Annotated in this window: 11 protein-coding genes and 1 pseudogene; 8 read left to right on the plus strand and 4 right to left on the minus strand. The window is 71.7% G+C overall.

Annotated elements, in window-relative coordinates; translation table 11 throughout:
* Positions 1-481: 481 nt before the first annotated feature.
* Positions 482-1,156 (minus strand): lytic polysaccharide monooxygenase auxiliary activity family 9 protein, encoded by a 675-nt coding sequence (locus IQ279_RS24035; protein WP_505011412.1) that lies wholly within the window; start codon positions 1,154-1,156, stop codon positions 482-484.
* A gap of 659 nt (positions 1,157-1,815) precedes the next feature.
* Between IQ279_RS24035 and IQ279_RS24040 the strand changes: the two genes are divergently transcribed.
* From IQ279_RS24040 to IQ279_RS24075, 8 genes and pseudogenes are all read left to right on the plus strand, one after another.
* Complete coding sequence (locus IQ279_RS24040; RefSeq protein ID WP_206351359.1) at positions 1,816-2,586, plus strand: calcium-binding protein; 771 nt, start codon at positions 1,816-1,818, stop codon at positions 2,584-2,586.
* Between the two features lie 413 nt (positions 2,587-2,999).
* Positions 3,000-3,863: a thioesterase II family protein gene (locus tag IQ279_RS24045; RefSeq protein WP_241028647.1), complete on the plus strand. Its 864-nt coding sequence runs from the start codon at positions 3,000-3,002 to the stop codon at positions 3,861-3,863.
* Positions 3,854-4,777, plus strand: coding sequence for a hypothetical protein (locus IQ279_RS24050; protein WP_206351363.1), 924 nt, complete (start codon positions 3,854-3,856; stop codon positions 4,775-4,777). Before IQ279_RS24045 ends, IQ279_RS24050 begins: the two co-directional genes overlap by 10 nt.
* Positions 4,778-5,102: 325 nt before the next feature.
* The gene (locus tag IQ279_RS24055) at positions 5,103-6,104 is read left to right on the plus strand and encodes a transposase (protein WP_206351365.1); all 1,002 of its coding nucleotides are present in this window, start codon (positions 5,103-5,105) and stop codon (positions 6,102-6,104) included.
* Between the two features lie 355 nt (positions 6,105-6,459).
* Positions 6,460-7,032, plus strand: a complete 573-nt coding sequence (locus IQ279_RS24060; protein WP_241028648.1) for an AfsR/SARP family transcriptional regulator — start codon at positions 6,460-6,462, stop codon at positions 7,030-7,032.
* 560 nt (positions 7,033-7,592) lie between these two features.
* Positions 7,593-8,894, plus strand: coding sequence for a BTAD domain-containing putative transcriptional regulator (locus IQ279_RS24065; protein WP_307792511.1), 1,302 nt, complete (start codon positions 7,593-7,595; stop codon positions 8,892-8,894).
* A 21-nt stretch (positions 8,895-8,915) separates the two neighbouring features.
* Positions 8,916-9,461 carry a hypothetical protein gene (locus IQ279_RS24070; protein ID WP_206351367.1) on the plus strand — a complete coding sequence of 182 codons (546 nt, stop codon included), beginning with the start codon at positions 8,916-8,918 and terminating at the stop codon, positions 9,459-9,461.
* Positions 9,462-9,733: 272 nt separating this feature from the next.
* Positions 9,734-10,928 (plus strand): annotated as a pseudogene (locus IQ279_RS24075) (IS110 family RNA-guided transposase).
* Positions 10,929-10,944: 16 nt separating this feature from the next.
* Here IQ279_RS24075 and IQ279_RS24080 read toward each other — a convergent pair.
* The 3 genes from IQ279_RS24080 to IQ279_RS24090 all read right to left on the minus strand — a co-directional run.
* Positions 10,945-11,178 (minus strand): hypothetical protein, encoded by a 234-nt coding sequence (locus IQ279_RS24080; protein ID WP_206351369.1) that lies wholly within the window; start codon positions 11,176-11,178, stop codon positions 10,945-10,947.
* A 155-nt stretch (positions 11,179-11,333) separates the two neighbouring features.
* A complete protein-coding gene (locus IQ279_RS24085) occupies positions 11,334-11,948 on the minus strand; it encodes a TetR/AcrR family transcriptional regulator (RefSeq protein WP_241028659.1) in 615 nt (204 codons plus the stop codon).
* Between the two features lie 107 nt (positions 11,949-12,055).
* Positions 12,056-12,705: flavin monoamine oxidase family protein (locus IQ279_RS24090; protein WP_206351371.1), on the minus strand; the 650-nt coding region annotated here is incomplete at its 5' end.

Here is a 12,705-nt window from a genome sequence, read left to right on the forward strand (position 1 = left end):
CTCGCACGCGCCGCCCTTGACGACGGAACATCCCCAGGGCCCTACCGGAAGGCGGCGTCCGGTCTCCGGCAGGCCGCGGCAAGGGTCTCGGACGGGATACCGGGCGAAGTCGGGTCGCGGAACGCTTCTCAGCCGGTTCCGCAGCGGTTCCGCAGCGAGTCCGCAGGCCGCTCAGGAGGGGTCACAGCGGTGGCCGCCGGCTCGACCAGGCCCGGGTGGAACCCCAGCGGGGAGAACGGGGCCGGGGTGGTGCCGGTGGGCGTGGCCCCGCCGTTCGCCGGCCGCGGCCGTCCCCGTCGGCACGGCTCCCCGCATACGGCCGTCCCTCCCCGGACGCGGGCCGTGTCCGGGGAGGGAGCGCGGGGAGCCCCGCCGGGACAGGGTGACCGAACGGGTCCCCTGCCCCGGCGGGGCTCGGTCGGCCGGGCGGCGGATCACCGGCGCCCGGCCCGGATGGGTGCTGTGTGCGGCGCTCTCCGGCTCAGCCGAAGTTCACGTCGCTGCACCACATGTAGGCCTGGTCGAGGTGCGAGGCCTGCCAGATCACGAACAGGATGTGGTGTCCGCTGTAGCCGGAGGTGTTGACGTTGAACCGGATGTCCTGCGCCGGGGCGAAGCGGCCGGTCTGCGTGATGAAGTCGAGGTCGCCCCAGCCCAGGGTCTGGGTCTTGGGGTTGAAGCCCTGCTTGCTCACATAGACCTTGAAGTAGTCGGCACCGTGGGACGCCTGGTCGTGCAGCTGGACCGTGAAGTTGTTGCCGACGTTGGTCGTCTTCCACTGCCCGGGCCTGTTCAGGCTGGCGTTCCTCGAGAGGTTGTTACTGCAGAGCGTCCCGTCGGGGGTCCGCGCCTGGAACTGGCCGCCGAGACCGTCGCGGAGCGCGCTCATCCAGTTCCACATGGTGTCAGGATTGGCCTGGAACGCCTGGTAACACATGGGGTCCTCGGTCTGCATGGCCGGGTCCATGTGGTTGCTGCCCCACGTCTTCCAGCACTGGTACGCGCGGGAGGCGGGGTCGACGATGCTGCCGTGAGCCTGGGCGGGGGCCGACCAGGTCAGTGCGCCGGCGACCAGGGCGAACAGCATGACGAGCGCCTGGAGAGGCCGGCGGAGAGCCGACCGGGAACGCCTGGCTAATGGGTTCTGTTTGCGCATGTGGGGGGAACTCCTTCCAGTTACGAAGACTATGGGAGCGCTCCCAACGGTACGACTCCTGAGTGAAATGTCAATGAAACAGACGGAGTTGATCACAGGGGCGGGCAACGAGCAGGGAATCTGCCGAAAGCCGGGAGCCGGAACCGTTCCCGGGACCGGAAGCCGCCTCGTGCCGGTGCGACATGGCAGCCTCCTCGCGCCAAGGGTCTCCTCGGCCACCGCCGGCACCGCCCCGCGCACCCGCAGCGGGCGCTCCCGCCTCGTCCGGAGCTGCCAGGACCTCGACGAGTTCCTCCCGGTCGATCACCCGACGCTCCGGCACGGCTTCCGCCCGAGGGCGAAGCCCCTCCGCCCGCACCCGGGCAGCCGCCTTCCGCTTCTCCGGCAATCCCAACCACCGATTGTGTCGGTCGATCCACCTCCGCTGAAACGGAATCGGGCCGGCGAGCCCCGTCACGGCGATACAGGGAACATCTATGGCGAAAGAAGTGCAACCGTCACACCCGAGGGACACCGGCTTACCGCGGCGCCGCGTCAGTCAGCGGTCTTGCGGATCCGGACCGGCAGGGGAGACTGCCTTACGGCCGTACCCGCCCGGCCGTAAGGCAGCACCACGCCGAGCGGGTCGGCCCACCGTCACTCCACCGAGATGAGGTCTCATGAACCGAACCCGAGCCACCGTCGGCGCGGTCGCCGCGACCCTGTTAACCGCCGGCCTCGCCGTCGGCCCGGCAGCCGCCGCCACCGCCGCCGAGGCGAAGGCCCGCGTCGGAGCCGACTGGGAAACCCAGTCGATCGTCTTCACCGCCGCCGCGGGACAGGCCAACAACCTCAACGTATTCTCCATGTACACCAGCGACGGGATCCGGCGGATCGGCTTCAGCGACGTGGTCCCGCTCGAACCGGGCGACCACTGTGCGTACTCCAGGCCCGAGGACACCACCTCCGTCGTCTGCGAACTGCCCGCCGACAGCCCCCGGCCCGACCGGATCGACGTCCTTCTCGGCGACGGCAACGACACGATCGCCGCCTTCACCCCCGGGATCGGCACCGTCAGCGGCGGCCCCGGCGACGACGAACTGCACGCCCACACCGCACGCACGGTGCTGGGCGGCGCGGGGAACGACATGGTCATGGGGCCCGCGACCCTGCACGGCGGCGACGGCATGGACCACCTGATGGGCGACAGCGGCAACCAGCGGATGTGGGGCGGCCGTGGCGACGACATGATCGAAGGCTACGGCGGTGACGACACCGTGCACGCCGGCCCCGGCGACGACCACGCCATGGGCGGGGACGGCCGCGACATCCTCCTCGGCGGCCCCGGTGACGACACACTGGACGGCGAGGGCGGCGACGACCTCGTCTGCGGTGGCACCGGAAAGGACGTCCTCGAAGGCGGTCCCGGCCGCGACGTCGTCCTCCCGTGACGGGGCGTCTCGTTCGACGAGCCGGCGGTAGCGGATGAGGGCGCAGGCGGTACCGACGCCGGACAGTCGGCCCGGACACCCGCGCGGTCGTTCGGTGGCGGGTGGCCGGGCCGGTGCCCGTGCGATGAGGCAACGGCCCGGCCGGTGGCCCCGGGGAGGGTTTTCCGTCACTGAGCACCCCTCACGCGTGACGGCCCGGGAGGAGCGGGGCGGCGCGTCGCGCGCCCCGCTCGGTGGCAGGATCGTCGTCCGCGACCGGTGCGCGGGGCAAACGGGGGCGGACGCGAATGTCACTTTCCCGGCAGTCGCCGGGCCGCTTTGTGCGGTGTTTGGCCGCGCTTTGAGTCGCCGCCCGCAGCATGGGGACGTGGCTCGGCAGCCACCACGTCGGAATGCGAGGCAGGAGAATCGAATTGGGCAGCGAGTGGTTCCGAACGTACGCCCCGGCCGGGTTGGCGTCCGGCGGTACAGGCCCACGGGTACGGCTGGTCTGCTTCCCGCACGCCGGTGGCTCGGCCAGCGCCTTCGTGCCGTTCGCCCGGCTCCTGGCGCCCGTGTGCGAGGTGCTGAGCGTGCAGTACCCGGGGCGGCAGGACCGGCGGCGGCAGGAGCCGGTGCCGGACGTCGGACGGCTCGCCGGCACCATCGCCGAGGAGGTGACCCGGCACGTCCCGGAGCCATACGCCTTCTTCGGGCACAGCATGGGTGCCATCGTCGCCTATGAGACGGCCCGCCGCCTGCGGGCGGGCGGCGAGCCCGCCCCGGTGCGGCTGTTCCTGTCCGGGCGGGGCGCGCCCTCCGCCGAGCCCAGCCCGCACGACGGGCTCCGCACGGACGGCGAACTGATCGCGACCGCGGCCCGGTTGGGTGGCACCGCACCCGATCTGCTGGACGATTCGGAGGTGCGGGACATGGTCCTGCCGGCGTTGCGGGCGGACTATCGTGCCCTCGCCGACTACCGCTGGGTCCCCGGGCCCCGCCTGGACGTTCCGTTCACCGTGCTGGTCGGGGACAGCGACCCCGTGGTGACCGTCGCCGAGGCAGCCGCCTGGGAGGGCTTCACCGCCTCGGGCACCGAGTTCCGGGTCTTCGCCGGCGGGCACTTCTACCTGAACGACCACATCGACGCCGTCGGCCGGACCATCACCGCCGCGCTCGCCGCACCGGGTCGGCAGCCGGCGCACGCCGGGTTCCCGAGCGCGGGCGGCGGGGCGCGGACCGGATCCTCCGCCGCCCCGGGCGACGTGCCGTCGGGGCCGGGTGGCCCGTGGCAGTGACGTTCTCCCCCGAGCTGCACGGTGCGGAGGTCACCGTCTGGCCCGACGTGTGGATCGGTGCGGTGGCCACCTCGACGGGTGCGCCGCCGCCGTACATCCGAGTGACGGAAGCGGGACGCCGCGGCGCCGGCCGGCGGAGGTCGGCCGGCGGAGCCGGGGCGGGTGACGAGGACGCCTTGCTGAGTGCCGCCCGTGCCGCGCGGCGGCAGTCGGGTGTGCCGGAGGGAGAACTGGACCTCGTCATCCACGCCCCTGCCGGGGACGCGGGTGGGCCGGACGGCACCGCCGCCGCGGTGGTGCGCGGACTCGGGTGTCCGCGAGCCACCGCCTGGGAGGTGCGGCGGCCGGCCGGCGGCCCGCTGGTGGCACTGCACCTGGCGGCGCAGTACGTGTCGGGGCGGGCCCCGACGTCGCTGACAGCCCTGGTCACCACCGAGGGCAGAGGTCCGGCGCTCCCCGGCCGGCCTTCCGCGAGGCAGGCGACCGGGCTCGTGCTGACGGCGTCGGCGGGCGTGGCGCGCGTGCTGGCGACCGCCCTGCTGGGCGGCCCGCCCCACGGATCCCTCCTCCGCTCCGACCTCGCCTGGCGCGTGCCCGAGCGGCGGACGCCCCGCCGACGCAGGGGAGGTGATCGCCCTGACGCGGCCGTGGCGGCCGGACTCGGGGAGCGACAGCGCGAGGTGACGCGACAGGCGCTGGCCGCCTGCGGGCGCGCGACGGACGACACCGTACGGTTCCTGCCGCCTCCGACCGAAAGCGAGCCTTCACGCGATGAGCAACTCGGTGCGTTGAAAGGGCGGTTGGAGCAGGCTGAAGCCCGGCGCCGCGAGACGCTCGTGCTGGTCGGCGGGGACGCGGGCGGTGTCGCGTGCGCCGTCGTGGAGCTGCCGTCCGTAGTTGGATGGTCGCTCTAGTCCTACGCATGATTTTTTGTGTTCTTGACTGATCCCCATCCCTCACCAGTGGAGATCCGGACATATTCCAGTGAATCGCACCCCGGTTCGACCGCTTTTGTTCCACATTAAAGATCGTTTCAAGCTGTACAAACAACTGTGCTGATGGTTTCTTGAGACCTGACCGGACGCTGGCTGAAAAGGGCGTTCGTTCTAGTCGGCGTCAGGCGATGCTGTGGGGGGCTCAGCAATGTGGCATGCAGAAGCGCATGCGCGTACGGAACGGGGACCGTACGTACCGGCATCACTGATCGACGAAGCGGGCGATGACCTGTTCGCCTCCCTGATGCGCAGCGGGTACCGGCCCAAGGCCGGGCGTTATGTGCGATCCCTGCTGGACGCACCGGGACCGAAGACCTTACGGGCCGTAGGCGCCCAGTGGGGCGGCACTGCGGCCGCCCAGCGGGTGCACCACTTCATCACCGCGTCCCCGTGGGACTGGCGGCCGGTGCGGCGAGCCCTCGCCCGGTACGCACTGCGGACGCTGTCGCCGCGGGCCCTGGTGGCCGCCCCCGCCCTCCTCGAGCGCGCGGCCCGCCCGCAGGGGCCGGGTCCGCAGGCGCTGGGGGCCTGGCTGACGTCGGCTGCGGGAACCGTTCCCGTGGACTGGTGCCTGATGCCGCTGCGACGGTTCGGCGGCACGGCCGGCGGATGTCTGTCCGGCCGCGCCCCGACGGCGGCCGGCGACCCGCACCTCCTGGACGCGGTTACCGGCGCCACCGGCCTGCTGCCGCCCTGGGAAGGCCCCGTCGTCGTCGACGCCGATGTGCTCGACGCTCCCGCCCTCGCCCATCGGCTCGGGCGGCACGGGTATCGTTTCCTCATCCGGACCACCCCCGGCACCGCGCTGCGGGTCCACCGGGGCCTGCCCCCACGGCACGACGCCCCGGCGCGCACGGCCGCCGAAGTCGCCGATGCGCTGAGCGGGCTGCGGCGCCCCGTCCGCCTGCGCGGCGCCCCCGTGACAGCGGTGGCCGTCCCGGTCGTCACCGGCCGTCCCTCCCCCGGGCTGCTGCTGCTCGGGGAGTGGGAGAGCGCGCGGCGGCCCCGCGCGCTGTGGCTGACCAACATCCGCTCCCTGCCCCTGCCGGCGCTGGTCCGCCTCACCCGACTGCGGGACCGCATCCGGCAGGACACGGCCGACCTCACCGAACCGCTCGGTCTGCGCGACTACGCCGGGCGGTCCTACGGCGGCTGCCACCGCCGCCTCACCCTCGTCTCCGCGGCCCATCTCCTGACCGTCGTGCACAGATCGGCCGTGGGCCCACCACGTCCCCGCCCCGCGTGACCCCGTGCCGCGGCCGGCCGGACGGCAGACCCCGGCCCCGGAACGCGCCCCCACACCCGTCTCCCGCCGCACCGATTCTGCGGAAACCCAACCTGGTCCCCGACATGAGCACCGGCCGTACCGGAACAGGAGCGTGAGTTGTGAAGTTCAGGCTCAGCGGACCTTTCGAAGTCGTCACCGACGACGGAAGGGTACACGCGCCCAGAGCCCCCAAGGTCTCCCGGCTCCTGGCCGTCCTCGCGCTCCAGCCGCGCACCCCGGTCGCCGCCGGCACCCTCGTCCGCGAGCTGTGGGGCGACGCCCCCCGGCCGGTGCCCTCCGGACCCTGCAGACGCACGTGTACCACGCGCGCAGGATGCTGGCCGACCTCCCCTGCCCGCCCGGCCGCCCACTGCTGGTGACCGACGGCCCGGGCTACCGGCTCGACGTGGACGACGACGTCGACGCCCGCGTCTTCGAAGTCCTCGTCCGCCGCGCGCAGGGCGAACGGGACGCCCAACTCCTCGACGCGGCCTCCCACCATGTCACCCAGGCCCTGAACCTGTGGCGCGGGCCGCTGCTGAGCAACCTGCCGGTCGGCTCGGTCCTCGCGGGCCGCACCGTCTGCCTGGAGGAACTGCGCATCCGTGCCCTGGAACTACGCGTGGAGATCGGCGCGGCACGGGGCCGGTTCCGGCACATGCTGCCCGACCTGCGCGCCCTGGTCGAGGAGTACCCGTTGCACGAATGGTTCCACGGCCAGCTCATCCAGGCGCTGCACCAGGTGGGCCGCCGGGCCGAGGCACTGCGGGCCTACCGCAACCTGTACGCCGTCCTCCGCGCCGAGCTGGGCCTGGAACCCTCCGCCGAGCCGAGACGGCTGCACGCGGAGATCCTCGGCCAAGCCTCTGCCACCGAGCTGCGCCGGGCGGCCCGCGAGGCCGCCTGACCGCCGTACCCCACCCGTCGTCGACGACCTCGCCCATGCGCGCAACGCCGTGCGTCAGGGCCGTCCAGGAGCCGCGGGCGGCACAGGCCCACCACCTTTGGACCGGCTTTGACCGTCCTTGCGCCCACCGAGACCGAGGGGCCGGACTATGGCGTCCGAGCTCCTGCTGGTGACCGGGGCCGTCATCCGACGGCTCGGTCCCGGTCCGAGCCACCGTGTGGACATCCGTGCTGTACCCAAGGGGGAAGCCATGCAATTCCGCGTACTGGGTCCGCTGGAAGTGACCGATCAGAACAAACCGGTGGTGCTCCGCGGCACCAAGCAACGGGCCACCCTCGGGTTCCTGTTGCTGCAGACCAACCGGGTGGTACCCGTCAGCCAGTCGCTGAACGCGCTGTGGGGCATCGACGAGGCGCCCACGACGGCACGCAAGATCCTGCAGAACGCGGTGTACGGCATTCGCGGGTTCCTGTCCCCCCCGGTCCGCCTCCTCGCTGCCCGACACCTACGCCCAGACCCGGCCGGCCCTGCTCACCCAGCCCGCCGGCTACATGATGCGCGTGGCGCCCGAGCACGTGGACGTGCACCGCTTCCACCGGCAGGTGGCCCAGGGGCGGGAAAAGCGGACGCAGGGTGCGCCGGAGCAGGCGGCGGCCCTGCTGCGCGAGACGCTCGCCCTGTGGCGCGGGCCCGCCCTGGCCGATCTGGTGGAGGCCGGCATCGACTGGCCGGAACTGGCCGCGCTGGAGAAGACGCGGCTCAACGTCATGGAGGACTACTTCGACGCCCAGCTGGCCTGCGGGCGCCACTACGAGATCATGTCCGAGCTGGAGACCATGGTGCAGGCCGAACCGCTGCGGGAGAGGTCCTGCGGCCAGCTGATGCTCGCCCTGTACCGGTGCGGGCGGCAGGCCGACGCCCTCAACGCCTACACCCGGGTACGGGCCGAACTCGTCGAGAACCTGGGGCTGGAGCCGGCCCGCGAACTGCAGGACCTCCAGCAGGCGATTCTCACCCAGGACCTGTCGCTCTCCCCCGGACGGGGCAGTCCGCTGCCCGGCCCCGGCGGCGAGGCGGGGGCCCGTGAGAGCGTCCACGGGGGCGTGATCACCACCACGCCCGCCCCCACCGCACCGCCCCGCCCGGCGCTCGCCCGCACTCCGGCACCGCGCCCCACCGACCCCGCCCGCCACAGCGTCGGCATCCTGGCCGTGCGCACTCGGCTGGCACCCTCGCTGGGCGGCGGTGCCCAGGAGAACCTCGACGACCTCCTGGACGGCACCAGCCTGATGGTGCGGGAGCAGATCGAGCGGTTCGGCGGCAAGGTGACGGCGTCCATCGGGTCGGTTTCGCTGGCGCTGTTCGGCCTCGACAACCCGGCGGAGGAGGATCTGAGCCGGGCCGTGCTCGCCGCGCTCGCCATCCGCGAGATGCTCGACATCGGTGCGGAACCCTCCCAGCTGGCAGTGAACGCCGCCGTGACGGCGGGCGACGTGCTGCTTCGCTACGGTGACCCCGGCGACGCGCCGACGGTCGTCGGCACCGCCCTGGACGAGTGCCACGCGCTGCTCTCCGCCGTGCCCACCGGCGAGGTCTGGGTCCACGAGAAGGTGTGCCACGCCACCGTCGACACCATCACCTACCGAAAGCTGGAGGAGACGCCCCACCTGTGGCGGGCGACGGAGCGCCGGCGGTCCACCGCCGACCGGCCGGATGGCCAGGGCGCGGGACAGACCTGGGAACTCGACGTGCTGTGCGGTCTGGTGCGGCGGACCTGGCACCGGTCGGTGCCGCACCTGGTCACCGTTCTCGGCGAGGCGAGCAGCGGCAAGAGCCGACTGCTGGACGACTTCCGCAGGTAGACCGCGCACCAGCCGGACGCGGTGCTGTTCCTGACCGGGCGCACGCCGTCGGCGCCCGACGACGACTCGCTGCGTGCGCAGGCGGAGATGCTGTCCGCCTACTGCGGCGTCCGCCCCGGCGAGGACGGCACGGCCGCCCTGGTGCGCAAGGTGCGACCGCTGTTCCGGTCGGAGCTGGACGTGGAGTCGAGGGTGTCCCGGCTCGCGCCGCTGGTCGGCGGGGCGCCGGAACCGGCCGACGGCACCACCGACGACGACCGGCTCGCCGACATCCTGCACGCCTGGCACACCTTCTTCCAGGAGGTGGCGCGCCGAAAACCGGTCGTCCTGGCCCTGGAGGACCTGCACTGGGCCTCGGACCGGGTGCTGGAGGCCATCGAGGAGTTCGCCAACTCCGCCCGGCCGTGCCGGCTGTTCGTGGTCGCCGTCGCGGGCCCGGAACTGCTGCTGCGCCGGCCGTCGTGGGCCGGCGGGCGGCAGCACGCGACCACGGTGACCCTGGACCACCCCGAACGCATCACCACCGAACACCTGGTGGAGTTACTGCGGTCCGCCGCCAGTAACTAGACCCCGGTAATCCAGACCACCGCCTCCGCCCCCCCGTTACCGTCTTCGTTGGCTCCGCAATGGGGCCTCCGGCCTTCGGGTCCGGCATGACTTCCCCCTCCTGTTGTTGATGATCCGGGGGTGGTGTCACCGGGCCCGGAGGCATCGACGGACCGCTGATGAGGGGCTTGAGCACCGGCTTCACCCAAGACCGGAAGAGCTCTCCGTAACGTGGATGTGGCAGCTCGATGCCCTGGCATGGCCGGACGAAAGCGTGATGGAGGGGCCTGCACGTGATCGACACCGGCGGCATCGACGTCTTCCTCGGCCTGGACGTCGGCAAGGGCGAACACCACGCCACCGCCGTTACCCCAGCCGGAAAGAAGGCGTTCGACAAGCGCCTGCCCAACACCGAGCCCAAGCTGCGTGAGCTGTTCGCGAAACTGCAGGCCAAGCACGGCACCGTGCTGGTCGTGGTCGACCAGCCGGCCTCGATCGGCGCCCTGCCACTGGCGGTCGCGAGGGACATGGGCTGTCCGGTCGCCTATCTGCCAGGGCTGACGATGCGGCGGATCGCCGACCTCTACCCCGGCGAGGCGAAGACTGACGCGAAGGACGCGTTCATCATCGCGGACGCGGCCCGAGCCATGCCGCACACGCTGCGGGCCATCGACGGCGAGGGCGAGACGATCGCCGAGCTGGAGATGATCGCCGGGTTCGACGACGATCTGGCCGGCGAAGCCACCCGAGTCGCGAACCGGCTGCACGGCCTGCTGACCCAGATCCATCCCTCGCTGGAACGGGTCCTGGGACCGCGGTTGCAGCACCCGGCCGTTCTCACCCTGCTGGAACGGTTCGGCTCACCGGCACAGATACGCAAAGCTGGCAGACGGCGCCTGGTCACCCTGCCGCGAACGAAGGCCCCGTGGATGGCCGAGCGACTGGTCGAGGACATCTTCACCGCCCTGGACGAGCAGACCGTCACCGTCCCGGGGACCGAGGCGGCCGCACTGATCGCCCCGAGCCTCGCTCACCGCCGTCCTCGACCAACGCAAACCGCTGGCCACAAGGATCGAGGAACTCCTGGACGCCCACCCTCTTTCCAAGGTCCTGACCTCGATGCCGGGCATCGGCGTCAGGACCGGAGCCCGGATCCTGATCGAGGTCGGCGACGGCAGCACCTTCCCAACCGCCGGCCATCTCGCCGCCTACGCAGGGCTCGCCCCGGCAACCCGGAGCTCAGGCTCCTCGATCTGCGGCGAACAACCGTCCAGGAGGGGAAACAAGCAGCTCAAACGGGCCTTCTTCCTCTCCGCGTTCGCCGCTCTGAGCGACCCGGCCTCGCGGGCCTACTACGACAAGAAGATCGCTCAGGGCAAGCACCACACCCAGGCCCTGCTCTGCCTCGCCAGACGCCGGGCCGACGTTCTCTTCGCGATGCTCCGCGACGGAACCTTCTACGAACCCCAACCGGCTGCGGCCAGGTGAGGAGTGCAGCCCCCGGTCAGTCTTCCGGCCGAAGCCTCTGACGAGCCGCCTCAAGCCGCTCGTCATAGTCGGACGCGAACAGCTCAGGAAGCGTCTTGTCGAGCGTTCCGGCGATCCGATGGATCGGCGCCCAAACCGCCGGATCGTCGACAACCTGGCTGAGGTCCGTCATCTGGAGCTTCTCCAGCCAGTGCGACAGCACCAGTGCCTCGTCACTCGTGAGCTTAATCGTGACCTGGCTATCACCCATGCACACCCCTACGGTTCGGCCCGCCCTCAACCACACGAACCTGCTTGCCTTCGACCTTGACCAAACACATAGGGGCACCCTCCGTGGGGACACGGCCTCGTCGGCCGGTGCCGCAGTGGCACCGGCCGACGAGGCCGTTCCGCAGGACAATCGTCCTAACGGTAGGAAACGATCAGGCGGGACAGGTGCTGGCCCGCCACCTCCAGGGGCCGGCTGCTGCGGGAGACCTGGGCGGCCAGTTCCGCGCCCTCCAGCGTACTGATCACCGTGTGGGCGAGGTCGCGGGCGTCGCTCTCGCCGATACCGGATTCCAGGAGCCGGTCGAAGACGACGCCGCGCCAACGGGCGAAGGCGTCCGCCGCGGCCGCCTGGATGTCCGGCAGCCGGCCCACGGTGCCCAGGGCGGTGGTGGTGATCGGGCAGCCATCGGCCCAGTCGGAGGCGCGCAGGCTCTCCGCCAGGTTCCGTGTGAGCACGATCACCGCCCTCTCCGGGTCGGGGTCGCTGGCCAGTGCGGACCTCAGGAGTTCGACGAACTCCTGGTCCCCGCGGCTGATGGCCGCGAGGGCCAGCTCCTGTTTGCCACCGGGGAAGAAGTGGTAGACGGAGCCGAGCGTGGCCTGGGACTCCTGCGAGATCTGTTTGATGCCCGTGCCGTCGTAGCCCTGGCGTTGCATGAGCCGCGAGGCCGCGCGGATGATGCGTTCCCGCGTCGCGGGCACCGGCTCCTCGGCGGCTGCCGATCCACTCATACCGTCCGTTGGCTTCATCTTCACCCCGTCAATGGTATCAGTAGAGCGTTCTTTTCAGCAGGATGCGCGGGGAAGCGCTCCGGCTGTCGGTTCCGGCCGGCCGCCGGGAGGCCCGGGGACACGGCTCAGACGAGGGCGGACACCTGCCGCGCCGCGCGCAGCCCCGTCTCCACCGCACCTTCGATGAAGGCGCCGTTCCAGCCGGAGGCGATGTCGGAGCCCGCGAAGACCAGACGGCCGTACGGCTGCTGGAGCGCGGGCAGCTGTCGCAGCAGCTGAGTCGGACGCCGCAGGCCCCAGCCGCCGCGGGAATAGCGGTCGGCGCCCCACTGCTGGGCGCAGTAGCTGACGATGGTGGCGCCCGGTATGTAGGTGCGCACGGCCGCCTGCACCGCCGCCTTGTCCGCCACGTTCAGGGACGAGCCGGCGAAGCCGATCATCAGTCGGCCGCCACCGGGCAGCTCCTGTTGCGGGATCATCAGCGGCAGGGGGGAGTTCTCGGTGCCCTGCGCGTACACCGCGTCCACGCTGCCGCTCAGATGCATCCAGATCTTGGTCGGCAGAGCGACGCCCACGCCCTCGGTGGTGGCGGCGGTGTGAGCGCTGGGCAGCGCCGGGCTGAACTGGATGCTCCTCCACACGTTCACCGGCGTCGCCACCACCACGGCGTCGGCCTTGAGCACCTGGCCGCTGACGAGCTGGACCTGAACACCGGTCGAGGTGCTGGCCACCGCGGTGACCGGCGAGGACAGCATGAGGGTGATACCGGGGGTGG

This window comes from Streptomyces verrucosisporus (assembly GCF_017114865.1).
Lineage (GTDB): Bacteria > Actinomycetota > Actinomycetes > Streptomycetales > Streptomycetaceae > Streptomyces > Streptomyces fenghuangensis.